Annotated in this window: 11 protein-coding genes; 6 read left to right on the top strand and 5 right to left on the bottom strand. The window is 70.9% G+C overall.

Annotation, left to right across the window (positions count from 1 at the left end):
• The first annotated feature begins 3 nt into the window (after window positions 1-3).
• The 4 genes from ACH4EW_RS29660 (at window position 4) to ACH4EW_RS29645 (ending at window position 7,989) form a co-directional block, all read left to right on the top strand.
• On the top strand, window positions 4-975 hold the full coding sequence (locus ACH4EW_RS29660) for an enediyne biosynthesis protein (protein ID WP_398262169.1): 972 nt from the start codon (window positions 4-6) through the stop codon (window positions 973-975).
• The gene (locus ACH4EW_RS29655) at window positions 972-6,872 is read left to right on the top strand and encodes an SDR family NAD(P)-dependent oxidoreductase (RefSeq protein ID WP_398262167.1); all 5,901 of its coding nucleotides are present in this window, start codon (window positions 972-974) and stop codon (window positions 6,870-6,872) included. Before ACH4EW_RS29660 ends, ACH4EW_RS29655 begins: the two co-directional genes overlap by 4 nt.
• Before the next feature lie 77 nt (window positions 6,873-6,949).
• A complete protein-coding gene (locus ACH4EW_RS29650) occupies window positions 6,950-7,408 on the top strand; it encodes an acyl-CoA thioesterase (protein WP_398262165.1) in 459 nt (152 codons plus the stop codon).
• Window positions 7,405-7,989, top strand: a complete 585-nt coding sequence (locus tag ACH4EW_RS29645; protein WP_398262163.1) for a flavin reductase family protein — start codon at window positions 7,405-7,407, stop codon at window positions 7,987-7,989. Before ACH4EW_RS29650 ends, ACH4EW_RS29645 begins: the two co-directional genes overlap by 4 nt.
• 48 nt (window positions 7,990-8,037) lie before the next feature.
• Here ACH4EW_RS29645 and ACH4EW_RS29640 read toward each other — a convergent pair whose 3' ends face one another.
• Window positions 8,038-8,766, bottom strand: a complete 729-nt coding sequence (locus ACH4EW_RS29640) for a helix-turn-helix transcriptional regulator (protein WP_398262161.1) — start codon at window positions 8,764-8,766, stop codon at window positions 8,038-8,040.
• An 890-nt stretch (window positions 8,767-9,656) separates the two neighbouring features.
• On the opposite strand from ACH4EW_RS29640, the gene ACH4EW_RS29635 reads away from it, so the two are divergent.
• Window positions 9,657-10,097, top strand: a complete 441-nt coding sequence (locus tag ACH4EW_RS29635) for an Hsp20/alpha crystallin family protein (protein WP_398262159.1) — start codon at window positions 9,657-9,659, stop codon at window positions 10,095-10,097.
• Here the strand turns inward: ACH4EW_RS29635 and ACH4EW_RS29630 are convergent.
• The gene (locus ACH4EW_RS29630) at window positions 10,088-10,615 is read right to left on the bottom strand and encodes a protein-L-isoaspartate O-methyltransferase (RefSeq protein WP_398262157.1); all 528 of its coding nucleotides are present in this window, start codon (window positions 10,613-10,615) and stop codon (window positions 10,088-10,090) included. The two genes, ACH4EW_RS29635 and ACH4EW_RS29630, sit on opposite strands and share 10 nt — an antisense overlap.
• 90 nt (window positions 10,616-10,705) lie before the next feature.
• On the opposite strand from ACH4EW_RS29630, the gene polX reads away from it, so the two are divergent.
• On the top strand, window positions 10,706-12,433 hold the full coding sequence (polX, locus tag ACH4EW_RS29625) for a DNA polymerase/3'-5' exonuclease PolX (protein ID WP_398262155.1): 1,728 nt from the start codon (window positions 10,706-10,708) through the stop codon (window positions 12,431-12,433).
• Between the two features lie 340 nt (window positions 12,434-12,773).
• Here the strand turns inward: polX and ftsH are convergent, their stop codons facing one another.
• The 3 genes from ftsH to ACH4EW_RS29610 form a co-directional block, all read right to left on the bottom strand.
• Window positions 12,774-14,729: an ATP-dependent zinc metalloprotease FtsH gene (ftsH, locus tag ACH4EW_RS29620; RefSeq protein ID WP_398262153.1), complete on the bottom strand. Its 1,956-nt coding sequence runs from the start codon at window positions 14,727-14,729 to the stop codon at window positions 12,774-12,776.
• Window positions 14,730-14,876: 147 nt separating this feature from the next.
• Window positions 14,877-15,428, bottom strand: coding sequence for an alpha/beta fold hydrolase (locus ACH4EW_RS29615; RefSeq protein ID WP_398262151.1), 552 nt, complete (start codon window positions 15,426-15,428; stop codon window positions 14,877-14,879).
• 751 nt (window positions 15,429-16,179) lie between these two features.
• Window positions 16,180-17,292, bottom strand: a complete 1,113-nt coding sequence (locus ACH4EW_RS29610) for a YbhN family protein (protein WP_398262149.1) — start codon at window positions 17,290-17,292, stop codon at window positions 16,180-16,182.
• Window positions 17,293-17,693 lie beyond the last annotated feature (401 nt).

Here is a 17,693-nt window from a genome sequence, read left to right as displayed (position 1 = left end):
GAGATGACCGAGGCCCCCATCGCACCCCGACGGCACGACCCGAAGATCGTCACGGCGCTGCGTCGGTTCGCCATCTCGATCACGGTGCTCAACATCGCCGGCTACACCCTGCTCGGATTCGAACAGCCCTGGCTGTGGCCCTTCGTCGCGGTCGCCGTCGGCTACGCCGTCGAAACGGTCCTGGAGTACGTCGGGGCCCGGGTCGAGGGACGCGGGCCACGCTTCGCCGGGGGCGGGGTGAAAGGGGTCCTGGAGTTCCTTTACCCCAGCCACATCACCGCGCTCGCCGTCAACATGCTGCTCTACGTGAACGACCGGCTGTGGGTGATGGTCTTCGCGGTCGTCGTCGCGGTCTCCACCAAGTGGGTCCTGCGCGCACCGGTACGGGGCAGGCAACGCCACTTCATGAACCCGTCGAACTTCGGCATCGCGGTGGTGCTGCTGCTGTTCCCCTGGGCCAGCATCGCTCCTCCGTACCAGTTCACGGAGTACGTCGACGGCCCGGTCGACTGGATCATTCCCGCGGTGATCGTCGTCGCGGGCACCCTGATCAACGCGAAGCTCACCGAACGGATGTGGCTGATCGGGGGGTTGCTGGTCGTCTTCGTGCTCCAGGCCGTGGTGCGGGGGGTGCTCTTCGACACCGCGATCCCGCCGGCCCTGGGCATGATGACCGGCGTCGCCTTCGTCCTGTTCACGAACTACATGGTCACGGACCCCGGCACCACGCCGTCACGGCCCGCCGCCCAGGTCGCCTTCGGCGGCGGGGTCGCCCTCACGTACGGAATCCTCACCGCGGCGGGCATCGCGTACGGCCTGTTCTTCGCCACTGCCGTGGTCTGCCTGGTCCGCGGCTGCTACCTCTGGCTGGTGCACCTGCGCGCCGATGGGGCCGCGGCGAGTCCGGCGCGGATACCGGCCGCCGGGGCCCGAGGCGCTTCCTCCGCGACCGGGAAGGAACCGGTGGCGGCATGACCCGAGTGGCGATCGTCGGCATGGCCTGCCGCTTCCCGGACGCCGCGAACCCCCGCGAACTGTGGGAGAACGCGGTCGCCGGCCGGCGTGCCTTTCGCCGGATCCCTGACGTACGGATGCGCCTGGACGACTACTGGGACCCTGACCCGGCCGCTCCCGACCGGTTCTACGCCCGTACGGCCGCCGTGCTGGAGGGCTATGCCTTCGACCGCATCGCGCACCGGGTCTCCGGCAGCACCTACCGTTCCACCGACCTCACGCACTGGCTCGCCCTGGAGACCGCCGCTCGGGCACTGGCCGACGCGGGGTTCCCCGAGGGCGGCGGACTGCCGCGAGCCCGTACCGGTGTCGTCGTCGGCAACACCCTCACCGGGGAGTTCACCCGGGCGGGCGGCATGCGACTGCGCTGGCCGTACGTACGCCGGGTGCTCGCGGCGGCGCTGCGCGGCCAGGGCTGGGACGACGACCGGCTCGCCGCGTTCCTCGACGGCGTCGAGAAGTCCTACAAGCAGCCGTTCCCCGAGATCGACGAGGACTCGCTCGCCGGGGCCCTGTCGAACACCATCGCCGGCCGTATCTGCAACCACTTCGGGCTGGGCGGGGGCGGCTACAGCGTCGACGGCGCGTGCTCCTCCTCGCTGCTCTCGGTCACCACCGCCGCAGGCTCACTGCTCAGCGGAGACCTCGATGTCGCGGTCGCCGGCGGTGTCGACCTGTCCATCGACCCGTTCGAGATCATCGGCTTCGCCAAGACCGGAGCCCTGGCCCGGTCGGAGATGCGCGTGTACGACCGCGGCTCCAACGGATTCTGGCCCGGTGAGGGCTGCGGCATGGTCGTGCTGATGCGCGAGGAGGACGCCCGCGCGGCCGACCTGCGCGTCTACGCGACGATCGCGGGGTGGGGCATCTCCTCGGACGGACAGGGGAGCATCACCCGCCCCGAGTCGGGCGGCTACCGGCTGGCCCTGACACGGGCCTACGAGCGGGCCGGGTTCGGGATCGACACGGTGCCGTTCTTCGAGGGGCACGGCACCGGCACCCCGGTGGGCGACGCCAACGAACTCGGCGCGCTCACCGAGGCCCGCGCGGAGGCCGACCCCGACGCGCCGACGGCCGCCATCGGCTCGGTCAAGGCGATGATCGGGCACACCAAGGCCGCCGCCGGGGTCGCCGGCCTGATCAAGGCCGCGATGGCGGTGGACACACGGCTGCTGCCCCCCACCATCGGCTGCGTCGAGCCGCACGAAGCGCTCAGCGGCCCCGGAGCGAGGCTGCGCACGCTGCGCACCGCGGAGCCGTGGCCGCGGGGCATGCCGCTGCGCACCGGGGTCACCGCGATGGGCTTCGGCGGCATCAACACCCATGTCGTACTCGACAAGGAGGCGCCCCCGCGCCACCGGGCGCCCAGCCGGCGCCACCTCGCCCTGGCCGGCTCCCTCCAGGACTGCGAACTGCTGCTCCTGGACGGTGACTCGCCAGCCGCGCTGCGGGATCGCCTGACGCGGGTGGCCGGCCTCGCGCCCCGGCTTTCCTACGCCCAACTCGCCGACCTGGCCCACACGCTCCAGCGCGACCTGCGGGAACTGCCATGGCGTGCCGCCGTGGTGGTGTCCTCCCCGGACGATGCGGAACGCCGGCTGCGGCAGCTGATCGACGTGCTGGAGCGAGACGTGGGCCCGCTGGTCGCGATCGACGAGCGGGCGTTCGTCGGACGCGCGGGAGACGAGGGCGGGCGCATCGGCTTCCTCTTCCCCGGCCAGGGGTCCGGCCGGGGTACCGACGGCGGCGCGCTCCGCCGGCGCTTCGCCCAGGCCGCCGACGTCTACGAGCGGGCCGGGCTGCCCACCGACGGCGACCCGGTGGCGACCGATGTGGCTCAGCCACGGATCGTCACCGCCGCCGCCGCCGGACTGAGTGTCCTCGACTGGCTCGGCGTGGAGGCCGAGGTGTCGGTCGGACACAGCCTGGGTGAACTCGCCGCTCTGCACTGGGCGGGAGCCCTGGACGAGGCGCGGCTGTCGGAGGCGGCCCGGGTGCGCGGCGCGGCCATGGCCGTGCATGGCGAGTCGGGCGCCATGGCGTCCCTGTCGGCGGACCCCGAGCGGGTAAGGGTGTTGACGGACGGCCTCGACGTGGTCATCGCCGGGTACAACGGTCCCGAGCGGACAGTCGTCGCCGGGCCGGACGACGCCGTGGTCGCTCTCCTGGAACGGGCGGCTCGGGCGGGGGTCGGCTGTGCGCGGCTCGCCGTGTCCCACGCCTTCCACTCCCCGCTGGTCGCACCTGCCGCGGACGTGTTCGGGGGCTGGCTGGCCGACACCCGGTTCGGGCCCGTGCGGGGCCGGGTGCTGTCCACCGTGACCGGGCGGGAGCTGGCCGAGGACACCGACCTGTGCAAGCTGCTGCACCGGCAGATCACCGATCCGGTGCTCTTCACCCCGGCGGTGGAGGCGGCGGCCCGGGACGTCGACCTGTTCGTCGAAGTCGGGCCGGGCCAGGTGCTCAGCACGCTCGCCACCGGGGCGACCGGCGTGCCGTCCGTGGCGCTGGACACGGACGAGGGATCCTTGCGCGGTCTGCTCCGGGTCGTCGGGGCCGCGTACGTGATCGGCGCCCCGCTGATGCACGAGCGGCTGTTCACGGACCGGCTCACCCGGCCCCTGGATCTCGACGCCGAGTTCGACTTCCTGGCGAGCCCCTGCGAGAACGTCGCCCCTGACGGGCTGTCGGCGCTTTCGTCGCCGGGACCGTCGGCCGCCCGGCAGGGCCGACCGGTGCGGTCGCCCGGGAGCGACGAGCCGGCAGCCGGCGGGGGCCCGCGCGCGACCGGCGACGGCGGGACGGCCGAGAGCGGCGGTGAACCGGAGAGCGGCGAGCGGCGGGAGGCCGCGCGGCCGGCCGTGGAGGTGCTGCGCGAGCTGGTGGCGGAGCGGGCCGAACTCCCCGTGGACTTGGTGCGGGACGACTGCAGTCTCCTGGACGACCTGCACATGAGCTCCATCACCGTGGGACAGATCGTCAACCAGGCGGCCACCCGCCTCGGTCTCGCCACGGCACATGCCCCGGCCAACTTCGCCACCGCCACCCTGGCCGAACTCGGCGAAGCCCTGGAGTCGTTGGCGGCCACCCTCCCGGACGGCGGTGCGGTCACGACGCCCGCCGTGCTGGGCGCGGCCCCGTGGGTGCGGGCCTTCGCCGTGGACCTGGACGAGGAGCCGCCGGCATCGGTCCGGGCCGAACCCGAGGACGGCGTATGGGAGTTGTTCGCGGAGGACGCGCACCCGTTCGCCGAGGCGCTGCGGCGCGCGCTGCGGAGCGCCCGGGTGGGGCCCGGCGTCCTCGTGTGCCTTCCGCCGCGATGCCCTCGGGACCGGCTGGCACTGGTGCTCGACGGTGCGCGCAGGGCCCTCGCCGGCGCCGCCGGCCGGCGGTTCGTCCTGGTCCAGGAAGGACTCGGCGCGGCCGGTCTCGCCAAGTCCCTGCATCTGGAGGCCCCTCATCTGCGGACGACCGTCGTGGACACCCCGGCCGGCGACGATGTCGTCGACCGGGTCGTCGCCGAGGTGGCGGCGACCACACGGTTCACGGAGGCGCGCTTCGACGCGGCCGGGACCCGCCGGACGCCCGTGCTGCGTGCGCTGCCGGTACGCGGCGAGCGCGCCCACGAGGTGCTGGACTCCTCCGACGTCCTCCTGGTGACCGGGGGCGGCAAGGGGATCACCGCCGAGTGCGCGCTCGCGGTGGCCGCCCGGAGCGGGGCCGCGGTGGCGATCGTGGGCCGGTCCGATCCCGCCCGGGACACGGACCTTGCCGCGAACCTGCGGCGGATGGCCGACCGGGGCGTCCGAGTGCGGTACGCCCGCGCGGACGTCACGGACCCGGAGCGGGTCCGCGCGGCGGTCGCCGAGCTCACCGTCGAACTCGGTTCTGTCACAGCGGTGCTGCACGGCGCCGGCCGCAACGAACCGGCCGCACTGGCCGACCTGACCATGGCTGACTTCGACCGCACCCTCGCGCCCAAGGTCGACGGGCTGTGCGCCGTCCTCGCGGCGGTCGACACGAGCACCCTGAAACTGCTGGTCTGCTTCGGCAGCGTGATCGGCCGTACCGGACTGCGCGGTGAGGCGCACTACGCCACCGCCAACGAGTGGCTCGCCGATCTCGCCGAGCGCTTCGCCGACGCGTCGCCGCACTGCCGCGTGCGCTGTGTGGAGTGGTCGGTGTGGTCCGGTGTCGGCATGGGCGAGAAGCTGTCCGTCGTCGAGTCCCTGGCCCGCGAGGGCATCACCCCGATCTCCCCGGAACAGGGCGTGGAGGTACTGCTGCGCCTGATCGCCGATCCGGACGCCCCGCCGGTCGCCGTGGTCACCGGCCGCACGGGGGAGGCCGACACGCTGCGCCGGGAGCGGCCACCGCTGCCCCTGCACCGGTTCACCACCGCCCCGCTGGTCCGCTACCACGGTGTCGAGCTGGTCACGGAGACCGAGCTGAACGTGGGCACCGACCCCTACCTCGGTGACCACCTCCTCGACGGCGACCTGCTGCTGCCCGCTGTGATCGGTATGGAAGCGATGTGCCAGGTGGCGGCTGCGGCCACCGGGTGGGGCGGTGTCCCGGTCCTGGAGGACGTGCGGTTCCTGCGACCGGTGGTGGTGCCCCCCGACGGCACGGTCCGGGTGCGGATCGCCGCCACCGTCACGGGCCCGGACACGGTGGAGGTCGCCCTGCGCGCCGAGGAGTCCGGGTTCGTCGCCGAGCATTTCCGGGCACGGCTGGTCTTCTCCGGCGTACCGGTGCCCGAAGGGCCGCCCACGCCCTGCGAGCCGGGCCTCGGGGACGTGCCGCTGGACCCGGCGGCGGACCTCTACGGTGATGTGCTCTTCCAGGGCGACCGCTTCCGGCGGCTGCGCCGCTTCCACCGCGTCTCGGCGCGGCACGTGGACGCGGATCTGTCGGTGGCCGAGGCATCGGACTGGTTCGCGTCCTACCTCCCGGGCGGGCTGCTTCTGGCCGATCCGGGGATGCGGGACGCGCTGATGCACGGCAACCAGGTGTGCGTGCCGGATGCCACCCTGCTGCCGTCGGGCATCGAGCGGCTGTACCCGCTCGCCGCAGGCGCCGAAGTGCCGAAGGAGGTCCGCTACTCCGCGGTCGAGCGGGAGCGCGAGGGCGATACGTACGTGTACGACATCGCCGCGTACGCCCCCGACGGCCGAGTCGTGGAACGGTGGGAGGGGCTGCGCCTGACGGCGGTGCGCAAGGGTGTCCGGAGCGGTCCGTGGGCCGCGCCCCTGCTTGCGTCCTACCTGGAACGAACCGTGGAGGAACTGACCGGGCGGCGGGCGGCCGTCGCGGTGGAACCGGACGCGGGACAGGGGCCGGGCGAGGCGTCAGCGGATGGTGGGCGGCGGCGTTCGATGACGGCGCGGGCCGCGAGCCGTGCTCTGGGCGCACCCGCCGTCGTCACCTACCGGCCGGACGGCCGGCCCGAGCTTCCCGGGGGCCTGGTCGTGTCCGCCTCGCACACGGCCGGATGGACGCTGTGCGCGGTGGCTGACGCCGCCGCCGTGGGCTGCGACATCGAACGTGTCGTGGCCCGGCCGACAGCCGAGTGGGAGGGACTTCTGGGCGATCACGCGCCGCTGGCCGAGATGGCGGCCAAGGAGACGGGGGACAGTTACGACACCGCGGCCACCGCCGTGTGGACCGCCCTGGAATGCATGCAGAAGGCCGGCCTGACCACGCACGCCCCGCTTTCCCTGACACCGCGCACCGTCGAGGACTGGACGGTGTTCGCCTCGGGCGGACTGCGCGTCGCGGCCCTGGCGACCCGGCTCAAGGGCGTGCCGGACCCGGTGGTGATCGCGGTCCTCGTCGCGGCGGAGCCACGCCCATGACCGCCGCCCCCCGCCCACGCGTGCTGCCGCACCCGCGCGGTCGGCTGCGCACCGCTCAGCAAGGGAGGTCCGTATCCATGGCAGACCATTTCGAGTACCGGCATGTCGTCGGCTTCGAGGAGACCAACCTCGTCGGAAACGTCTACTACGTCAACTACCTTCGCTGGCAGGGGAGATGCCGTGAGATGTTCCTGAGGGCCCATGCCCCGGAGGTGCTGGCCGACGTCCTCGGGGATCTCAAGCTGTTCACGCTGAAGGTCGACTGCGAGTTCTTCGCCGAGATCAGCGCGTTCGACGAACTGTCCATCAGGATGCGGCTGACCGAACTCCGCCAGACGCAGTTGGAGTTCACCTTCGATTATGTCCGACTCGACCCCGAGGGACCCGAGCGGCTGGTCGCCCGCGGCAGGCAGCGGGTCGCGTGCATGCGGGGCCCGAACACGGCCACGGTCCCGACTCCCGTGCCGGAATCCCTGGTCCGGGCGCTGGAGGCGTACGCTTCACCGGCCCTGTCGCGGACCGGGTGGAGCGCATGACCGGCCCGCGCGAGGCCGCCCTCCCGTCGCCGGTGCGCCGCGACACGGACGTGAAGGAGTTGCGCCGCGCGCTCGCGGAGTTCGCCACCGGGGTCACTGTGGTGACGGTGGGCGGGACCTTTCCGCGCGGCATGACGGCGAACTCCTTCACCTCTGTGTCCATGGACCCGCCGCTGCTGCTCGTCTGCGTCCACAACGACGCCGTCATGCGGCAGGCGCTCCGCCCCGCGCGTCACTTCGGGGTGTCGGTGCTCAGTGCCGCCCAGGAGGCCGTGGCCCGGCGCTTCGCCGACGATTCCCGCCCCGCGGGCCTGCCGCAGTTCGACGCGGTCGGCTGGACCCCCGGCGTCACCACCTCGGTCCCCCTGATCGACGGTGCGTTGGCGCGCTTCGAATGCGAGAAGTGGCGTGTGTACGACGGCGGCGATCACACGATCCTCGTCGGTGCGGTGCTCGGCTGGAATCGGCGGCCGGTGGTGGGTGCCGGGTCCACGGCGCCGGGGACGGCCGAGGACGCTCTGCTGTTCTTCCGCGGCCGGTTCCGGGAGCACGGTCCGCGCCCGAGAGTGCCGCCCCGGTGAAGCGGAGGCCGGGGCGGGGCGTGCCGTGAACCGGCCCGGGCGCCGCCCTCAGCCGGTCATCGAGCAGAGACGGAGGGCGGCCCGGTTCGCCCGGTGCAAGCGGATCACGACCGGTTCCAGAGCGCGGCCTGCCGACGCGGTGATCGGCCCGAAGCCGCCGACTACCGGTGTGGGACCGGCCTGACGCCCTTCGCCGGTCCCCTGCGTCACGGAGCGTGCCAGCACATGCCAGCTCCCCGTCGGCACATCGTCGAGGACGAAGGCCCCGGGGCGGGGCAGCACCGTGCAACGCACCGGGTGCCCCTGTGGAAAGGGGGCGGGGAAGAGTCCCACGAAGACGAAACCGGACCGATCCGTGGCGGGCGCTTGCACGTGTCCGTGAAGCGGCGTCGGTGACGGCGGGGCGCCGCGGCCCCGGCGCGGGCCCGCTGCCGTGAGGGGGTCCGCCGAGCGGAGCCGCCGGTACGCGGACGGGGTGATGCCCGTACAGGACTTGAAGCATGAGCTGAACGTCCCGACGCTGCTGTACCCGACGGTGTGGCTGATCTCCGCCACGTTGAGCCGGGAATCCGAGAGGAGCCGCTTCGCCTCCTCGAAGCGGATGGCTCTGAGGAAACGTCTGGGAGAGACCCCTGTCAGGTTCGTGAACTCCCGGGTGAAGTGGAACCTGCTGAATCCGGCTGCCTGGGCCATGTCGTCTATGGTCAGGTTCTCCCTGAAGTTGTGGTGCATGTCGGCGATCACGTGAACCACGGCTCGCGTAATTGCAGTCTCCATAACCTCTCCCTCATCAGGAATCGCAGTCGTCGAAGATCTCGGTGCGCAGGCAAAAGGGGGTACACGAGCGGGTGTCCGACCGGAGTCCATCGGTCGCACCGGGGTCGGCGCCGGGTCGCGGCCGGTTGGCCGGCGCACCATCCACGGGCGAGACAGTTGAAGAGTGAATACCCGCTCCTCGGCTCGGAAGAGACGGAGAGTTTCCGGCCGATTCCGGTCTCCGTATCGAGGCTCCGTCGTCCTGCGTCGACGTGATCACTCGAAGCCCTGACATCGTGACCGGATCGGATCGGCGGCGACAGTCCGCCCCTTGGCCGTCGGCTGGTTCCGACAGGTTCCGTGCCCGTCTCGCCCTGATGCATGTCGTAAATCGGCTGGAAATCGCCGTGATGGGAAGATCCCGAGGGTTCCGTGCCCGTGTGCAAGGAGTGGTGGATGTGGTAGATGGGAGGAGGGGGCGAGACGGAGCGGGCTCCCGACGCTTTCAGGCCTACGGACAGACGGCCGCGATCCAGGCGGCCCGCTCGGCCGACGCGTTCGAGTCAACGACGATTTCATTGAATCCCAAACATCGGCGCCCGTTGCTCGAGCCGAGGCGGTCTCACCTCGGTTCTCAGCCTTTCCGCAGCAGCCGAGCCCTGAGGCCGACGGGCTCGCGGCCGGTGAGGTGTGGGGCGTGGCGGAAGACGGCGGATCGGCGAACGAGTGCGGCAGCCCATGTTCCGGCCTCAGGACCGGATCGATCCGGTGGCCTTCGTGCGATACATCGGTTCTTGCCCGATTCGCGAGGCGATAGGCAGGCGCGCAGCATTGAGGTGTAGGGAATCGTCGTTTTGCGGAGGTGAACCGCGATGAGTCTTCCCGTCGTACACCGCAGGTCCGGTCGGTTCATGGAACGGCCGTTCCCCTCTCTGGGCTGGGGCGAGCCGACCGCCGCCGGGTTCGATGACCTCCTCGAGCAGATGAACCGCTTCCTGGGAGCCGTCGGCACCGAGCCCTCCGCCGGGGCGTGGTCGCCGCTGGCCGACCTGCACGAGACGGACGACGCCTACGTGGTCGAGGCGGAGCTGCCCGGGATCGAGCGTCAGGACATCGACGTAGAGGTCAGCGACCGGGAACTGTGCATCACAGGGGAGTACAAAGAATGTGAGCGCGAGGGCGCCCTCCGCCACAGCACGCGGCGCACCGGGCATTTCGAGTACCGGGCGGTGCTGCGGACGGACCTCAAAGCCGAAGAGGTCACGGCGACGCTGTGCGACGGGGTACTGACCGTCACCGTGCCCAAGGCGCAAGCGGCCAAGCCGCACCATGTCGAGATCGCTCAAGCCTGAGGCAGGTATGACGGTGGGGGCGGTTCCCAGCCCCCACCACCTGGAAAGGGACCCTCCGTCTCCACGAGAACCCGGTGGCACCGGGCTGTGGTGTGACCGACCGGCCCCTGTCCGGTCCAGGTGTCACCGACCGTCGGCACATTCCGAATGCCCTGCCGGGCGAGGTTGAGTTGTGCCTGATGTGCGATGTCCGGCCACCTCTCGATGCTCACGACATCCGTGGCCAATCGGGCCAGTAGCGCGGTCTGGAAGCCGAGCCCGGCACCGATCTCGAGGACGTGCTCGTCCACGCTCAAATCAAGGCCCTCGATCATCACGGCCGAGAGCGAGGGCTGCGTGGTCACCTGCCCGTGCCCGATCGAAATGGGCACGTCATGGTAGGCGTGCGCTTGGTGGCCGGCAGGGACGAATGCCGCTCGGGGCGTCGTTCGTACGGCCTGGAGCAGGCGCTCGTCGCTGATGCCGGCCGCTCGAACGGCCCGCACGAGATCCTCGGGTCGATAGGCCGCTTCGGTCATGTCCGCTGTTTTCCGTGCGATGGCCACACAGGTCGGTTCCCAGTGCCGCGACCGGCAAGGTTTGCCTGTCGCGGCACTAGACTGTGAGACATGGTCCGGCCCAACGAGGAGGTCGAGGCACTCCTTCAGGAGTACGCGGACCTCATCGCCGTCACCGGAGGCGACGCCTTCAAAGCGCGCGCCTACGAAAAGGCCGCCCGCGCGATCGGGGGCTACCCCGCCGATGTCTCCCACCTCGACATCAAGGGTCTGAAGGAGATCCCGGGTGTGGGCAGGTCGATCGCTGAGAAGGTCATCGAGTACTTCCGCACCGGCAAAGTCACAGTGGTCCAGGAGAGGCGGGCCCAGATTCCTGCAGGGGTACGGCAGCTCATCACCATCCCCACCCTCGGCCCCAAGAAGGCGATGGCGCTCTACGAGGGTCTGCACATCTCCTCGGTGGGCGAGCTGGCCGACGCCATCAAGGCGGAGAGGCTGCGCGACTTGAAGGGCTTCGGGGAGAAGACCGAGGAGAACATCCTGCACGGTATTGCCCTCATGCAGCAGGCCGGAGAGCGGATCCTGCTGAGCACCGCCGTGGAGCCCGCCGAGGACATCGTCACGGAACTCTCCCGGATCACCGGCTGTGAAAACTGCGCGTACGCCGGATCGCTGCGCCGTATGAAAGAAACCATCGGCGACGTCGACATTCTTGTCGCCGCCGACCGGTCTGCCCCCTTCATGGACGCGCTCACCGAACTGCCTTCCACCGCAGAGGTCATCGCACACGGCCAGAAGAAGACCTCGATCCGCACCACGAAGGGCTTCCAGGTCGACCTGCGCGTGGTGCGACCGGAATCGTGGGGCGCCGGCCTGCAGTACTTCACCGGCTCGAAGGCGCACAACATCCGCACCCGGAGGATCGCCGTCCACCTGGGGCTCAAGCTCTCCGAGTACGGACTGTTCGAAACCGAGGGCGGAAAGCGGGTCGCCTCCCGCTCCGAGGACGAGGTGTACGCCAGGCTCGGCCTGCCCTGGATCCCGCCCACGCTGCGCGAGGACCGAGGGGAGATCGAAGCCGGCCTGCGCGGCGAGCTGCCCGAGGTGGTGACGGAGGGCGACATCAAAGGCGACCTGCACACCCACACCGACCTCACCGACGGCCTCGCCCCGCTGGAGGAGATGGTGGTAGCGGCCGCCGAGCGGGGATACACGTACTACGCGATCACCGACCACGCACCGGACTTGTACATGCAGCGCATGACCGACGAGAAGATCCTTGCCCAGCGCGAACACGTGCGGTCACTGGACGGCCGGTACCGTCGGATGCGGCTGCTGCACGGCACCGAACTCAACATCGGCCCGGACGGGGAAGTGGACTGGCCCGGCGAGTTCCTCCAAGGTTTCGACATCTGCGTGGCCTCGGTGCACTCCCACTTCAATCTCAGCCGGGAGGCGATGACGCGGCGAATTGTACGTGCCTGCGAGAACCCGCACATCAACGTCATCGGCCACCCGACCACCCGTCTGCTCGGCAAGCGCCAGGGCATCGACGCCGACCTCGACGAGATGTTCGCTGCCTGCGCCCGCACAGACACAGCCCTGGAGATCAATGCCCAGCCCGAACGCCTCGACCTGGGCGACGAGGACATCCTCCGCGCCAGGAGTCACGGAGCGAAGTTCGCCATCGACACCGACGCCCACTCGATTCCGCAGCTCGCGTACCTCCGCTACGGAATCGGCACGGCACAACGCGGATGGCTCACACCGGAAGACGTGATCAACACGTGGCCACTGCGGCGGCTGCGCCGATTCCTGCGCAAAGACCGGGCGGGCTGATACACACCGGGGGATGTCAGCGGACAGACGTTCCGCCCGGTCGAGCTCGACGGCACCGCGAAGTGCGGGGGCTGATGCCGAAGGGCGGTTTCGTGCGCCGCAGCAGCGCGGGTGGCGTCGAGCCCAGCGCCAGGGCGTGTTGCGCAGGGCGCACGTGCCGCCAGGTAACTCCAGCAACTCCCAGGCCACGAGCACGGTTTCGTCCGCATCGACCGTGACCACAGCGGTACGCATCACGACGGCGACCGTCCGCGCCAAGACCTCCTGCTCACCGTGGACCGTCCCCGGCTGCCGCCCCTCCATGGTCGCCTCCTTCTTGTTTGCGAGCGCCGCCGCGGCGTCACGGGGAGGGCGTCGGCTTCCCTTCCGCCGCGGTGTGGTGACCGTCCGACCGCTGTTGCTGTTGGAGTACGTCGAGGACCACGGATCCGTCGACGGTCTCGCGGGTGGTGAGCAGTCCGGCAAGCGTCTCCAGCGCCTCCCGGTGGTCGCGCAGCAGAGCCACCGCGCGTTCCTCGGCCTCCCGCAGCAGGCGAGCGGTCTCCTCGTCGACGATGCGTTGGGTCTGCTCGGAGTAGGGCCGGTGCAGTGTCTCTTCGGTGCTCTCGCCGCCGAGGTAGCGGGGGGCGCCGGAGCCGTATCCGATGGGGCCGAGCGCCGGGGACAGGCCGAACTCGCGGACCATGCGGGCGGCGAGTCGGGTGGCGCCGGCCAGGTCGTCGGCGGCACCGGTCGAGCCCTCGCCGAAGACCACCAGCTCGGCCGCACGACCGCCGAGCCGGACGGTCAGCAGGTCGGTCAGATAGCCCTCGCTGTACAGGTGCCGTTCGGCCTCCGGGAGCTGCTCAGTGGCACCCAGCGAAGGTCCGGAGGGCAGGATGGTGACCTTGGCGACCGGGTCGGCGTGCTCGCACAGGGCCGCCATGAGCGCGTGTCCGGATTCGTGGACGGCCACGGAGTGCCGTTCCTCCGGCAGCAGTGCGTTGGTGGACTCCCGCCGCCCCAGCAGCAGCCGGTCGCGGGCGTCGCCGAGACCCTGGGCGTCGATGACGGCACCCCCTGCCCGGACGGCATTGATGGCGGCCTCGTTGACCAGATTGGCGAGGTCGGCGCCGGAGAAGCCGGGCGTGGCCCGGGCGACGGCGTCCCAGTCGACGTCCGGCGCCAGGGTCTTGCCGCGGGCGTGGACGGCCAGGATGGCCGCCCGTTCGGCCTGGTTGGGGAGCGGCACGGTCACGTGCCGGTCGAAGCGGCCGGGGCGCAGCAGCGCCGGGTCGAGGGCCTCGGGCCGGTTGGTCGCGGCCAGGACGACGATGCCGCTGGCCTGGTCGAAGCCGTCCATCTCGGCGAGGAGTTGGTTGAGGGTCTGCTCGCGTTCGTCGTTGCCACCAAGCCGGGCAGCCCCGCCGCGACGGCTGCCAACGGCGTCGATCTCGTCGATGAAGATGATCGAGGGGGCCCGTTTGCGCGCGTCGGCGAACAGGTCGCGCACCCGGGAGGCCCCGACACCGACGAACATCTCCACGAACGCCGAGCCGGTCACCGACAGGAACGGAACCTCTGCCTCACCGGCCACCGCGCGGGCGATGAGGGTCTTACCGGTGCCGGGCGGGCCCACCATGATCACACCACGTGGTCCCTTCGCTCCTGCGGCCGCGTAGCGCTCGGGGCTGCGCAGGAAGTCGACGATCTCGCTGATCTCCTGCTTGACGCCCCCGTATCCCGCGACGTCCTCGAAGCGAGTGGTCGGCCGCTCGGTCTCGATGATCTTGGCGCGGGCCCGCCCGATGGCGCTGAGCCCCCCGCCGAGTGTCCTTGCCGCCTGGCGGCCGGTCCACATGAACAGAGCGACGATGAACAGAAGTGGCAGGAACAGCACCAGCAGTGTCCCGAGGGGGCTGCCGCTGCTGCTCCGGGACGCGGTGATCTCCACGTTCTTGGACTGCAACTGCTGCTCCAGGCGGCTGTTGTCCAGAGCAGTGGGAATCCGCGTGGTGAATTTCTTACCGTCCTTGAGGGTTCCCTCGATGGCGCCCTTGTCGTCGATGTCGACCGTCTTGACCTGACCGACGCTCACCTTGCCGACGAACTCGCTGTACGACAGCGACGCGCCCTGCTGGGGGGAGGGAGTTCGCATCAGTACCACGAGCAGCAAGACCAACGCGGCGACGGGCAGCAGCCAGCGAGACCAGGAAGGCCCTGGCGAAGGCGCCGACGGCTTGGGCGCCTCGCGCGGGGGCCCCGGTTTGGCCGAGCGTGACAGATGCCGGCTTGACAGACGAACTGATGTGATCACCGGACGGCTCCCTCAATTGAAGGGCGAACCTCGGGCGAGACCGTTCCCGCAATTCGAAGAGGCGTGGATCGCAGGTGGGCGTCCCACTTCCAGGATCGACGCACTCTCCGCCGTCGGCAGGAGAGAACGCACCGAGTCGCGGCCTGGTCACGCGCGGTCCCGACCGGAGAAACCGACCACCCAGGACCAGGAGTCCTCGGTGGGGGCGGCCCGCCCGCCCCCACCGCCGCACCCCTGTCGGCTCAGCCCTGCGGTCCGGTGAGGTAGGTGTCGATGACCCGCATCGCCTTCTCCGTTGCCAAGAGCGTAGGTGAGGAAGTCGGACAGCTTGTCGGCGTCGACCTTGGTCCGCGTCGGTCCGTTCGGGCCGGGCTCGCGGAGTGTGCCCGCGTCGGCGCGGGCGAACAGTGTGTCGGTGACGGCCGTCAGGTCCTTGCCGTTGAGTGCGCAGGACGTGTCCTTCTCGCACCAGGCCGCGAGCCGTTTCAGGGTGTTGTCGGTGGTGACGCTGCCGTCGGTGAGGTACCGCTCGGCATTCGGCCGGTCCGGGTCCATCGCGCTGTCGAGGGCCAGTGCGCGGAGCCTGCCGGGGAAGAGGCGGGCATAGCGCTCGCCGAGGAAGGTGCCGTAGGAGTGGCCGAGAAAGCTGATTCGGCGTTCGCCGAGGGCGGCGCGGATCGCGTCCATGTCGCGGGCCACGCTCTCCCCGTCCATATGGGCCGCGAGCGGGTCCGTACGCTCCGGACAACTGTCCGCCAGCCTGCCCGTTCAGAGTGCGCAGCCGCTCGAGCTCGGCCGCGTCGCGGGGGCGGGCCGGGACCTGGTCGCTGATCGTCTCGTCGCATTCGGCGTTCCGGCTGCGGCCGATGCCGCGCGGGTCGAAGCCGATCACGTCGAAGCGCCGGAGCATGGCCGGGGAGTAGCCGCTGACAGGGTCGTCCGCGTACAGCGCGTCGTCGGCCCCGGGCGCGCCGGGGCCGCCCGGGTTCGACATCAGGACGCCGATCCGCCGCGCGGGGTCGGTGGCCCGGTACCGCGCGACGAAGATGCCGGTCTTCGGCCCGTTCGGTTGCGCCCAGTCCAGCGGCACCTCGACCGTCGTGCACTGCGCCCTCGGGCTGGGTCGGGATAGGGCGGCTCGGCCTCGGGGCAGGCGCCCCAACGGATCGGTGACACCGGGACGGCGGCACCGGACGACCGCTGAGCGGCAGCCGTGCTGGGGGTGGCCAGGACGGCGGCGGAGGCGGACAGGGCCAGGAATACGGAGACGACCCGCCGTCCTGCCCTCGGGTTCACGCGCATACTCGTGTTCATGCGCGTCACTGTTCCGACCCCGTATGACGGCGCCTCCATGGGCACATGGTGAGAACGTAACAAGAAGTTCCAGCCGATGCGTCATTCCATTACGAGGCAGCCCGGATGCCCCTCCTCACGGCACGGTGACAGCCGGTCAGGTCCCTGGCTCACGCGGAGGTGGCTGGACCGGCTCGCCGTCCGTGCGGCGCCCGGGATGCCGGGAGAGCCGATCGGCCTGGAAGGTCACGCCGATCCAGTTCGCCCAGCCGACCGGCTGCAGTGCCCAATAGCTGATGGCCCTGTACAGCAGCACCCCAGCGATCGCCGGTCCGGGAGGCAGGCCATACAGCACCAGCAACGCGGACAGGCTCGCCTCGACCACCCCGATGCTGCCGGGCGTCAGACGCAGGCTGCCGGGGATCTGTGTGAGCGCGTAAGCGAGCAGGATCCCGCGCCAGGGCACGCCGATACCCAGCGCCCACAGACAGGCTGCCAGGCAGGCAGCGTCGAATACCCAGTTCATCACGGCGTACGCTGCCGGTCTCAGCCACGGCCGGAAGCCGGGCTGCAGGCTTCTGGCCTGCTCCACCACGCGCACCAGCAGCATCTGGGCCTGCCGTACCCGCCCGGACCGCCCGCCCGTGCCGAACCAGGCCCGCCGCACCGCTGCGCGGAAGCCTGCGAAGCGGGACAGGCTGAAGAGCGCCAGACCGATCACCAGCGCCAGCACCAGGATGCCGGCAACCGGACGCACCACGGCAGCGGCACCGGCTGTACCGACCGTGAACATCCCCAGCACTGTCAGGATCGCCAGGCCGAGCGCCGAGAGCGCCCCGGCGACCACCAGCACGGCGGCACCGAGGACTGGTTTCACGCCCCGACGGCTCAGCTGTCGGTACACCCATGCGGTAGCGAAGGCCGCCCCGCCCGGCAGCGCGCCGGCCACGGCGTTGGCGGCCACAACGATCGCGGTCATCCGCCGCAGACTCCACCGCACCCCGCCCGCCAGCAGCAGCCGACGGGGCACAGCGGCGAAGCACACCACTGACAGCGCCTCGCACCCCACGGCAACCGCCAGCTGCGGCACATGCACCCGGGAGATGAGGGAGAACGCCTGGGCAAGCTCGTGCCGTCGCCAGACGGCCACCACGGCCGCGGCCCCCACCAACAGGCCGGCGCCGAGCCACCACACGGGACCCGGCCGCACGAGACGGCCTGCCTCCCAGCCCTCGCGGTCGGCTGCCGCGGATCCCGGCCGCTCAGACACTGGTCGTCACCGCCGAGGGGCACCACCGCGTCAGGGCCGGACGGTATCGAAGGGCCCGCAGCCCGCAGGAGGTGCAGACTGCCCGGCCCGCTTGCCAGGCCGGACCAGAGGCGGCCCCTTCCGGAGCCCGGGGAGGGACGCTGTCCACGGCACTCCTTCGGAATCACTGTCCGCGTCAGCACATCATCAGGGCGTACCGGCACTGCGACAGGCGCGCCCCTCCCGCTGGAGGGCTTGCGCTATGTGGCGGCCCCTTCCTCGGCGCGGCGTGGGTGGCCCTCCCAGGAAGACGGAAACGGCCGATGTCTTCAGCATGGAGCGGACCGTTGTCCAGTACATAGGGGTCGTTCGTTTCCTTGATGCGGACCGGATGGCTCCTCGGTGAGGGCACGTTTGTTGCC

Source organism: Streptomyces sp. NPDC018000, from assembly GCF_044328025.1.
In the GTDB taxonomy this organism is placed as follows: domain Bacteria; phylum Actinomycetota; class Actinomycetes; order Streptomycetales; family Streptomycetaceae; genus Streptomyces.
Note: the sequence above shows the minus strand (reverse complement) of the source record. Positions and strands in the feature narration are given on the sequence as shown.

Bases quoted from the DNA above. Each gene is read 5' to 3' on its own strand.
- ACH4EW_RS29660 (WP_398262169.1), top strand. From the start codon at position 4: ATGACCGAGGCCCCCATCGCACCCCGACGGCACGACCCGAAGATCGTC.
- ACH4EW_RS29655 (WP_398262167.1), top strand. From the start codon at position 972: ATGACCCGAGTGGCGATCGTCGGCATGGCCTGCCGCTTCCCGGACGCC.
- ACH4EW_RS29650 (WP_398262165.1), top strand. From the start codon at position 6,950: ATGGCAGACCATTTCGAGTACCGGCATGTCGTCGGCTTCGAGGAGACC.
- ACH4EW_RS29645 (WP_398262163.1), top strand. From the start codon at position 7,405: ATGACCGGCCCGCGCGAGGCCGCCCTCCCGTCGCCGGTGCGCCGCGAC.
- ACH4EW_RS29640 (WP_398262161.1), bottom strand. From the start codon at position 8,766: ATGGAGACTGCAATTACGCGAGCCGTGGTTCACGTGATCGCCGACATG.
- ACH4EW_RS29635 (WP_398262159.1), top strand. From the start codon at position 9,657: ATGGAACGGCCGTTCCCCTCTCTGGGCTGGGGCGAGCCGACCGCCGCC.
- ACH4EW_RS29630 (WP_398262157.1), bottom strand. From the start codon at position 10,615: ATGACCGAAGCGGCCTATCGACCCGAGGATCTCGTGCGGGCCGTTCGA.
- polX (WP_398262155.1), top strand. From the start codon at position 10,706: ATGGTCCGGCCCAACGAGGAGGTCGAGGCACTCCTTCAGGAGTACGCG.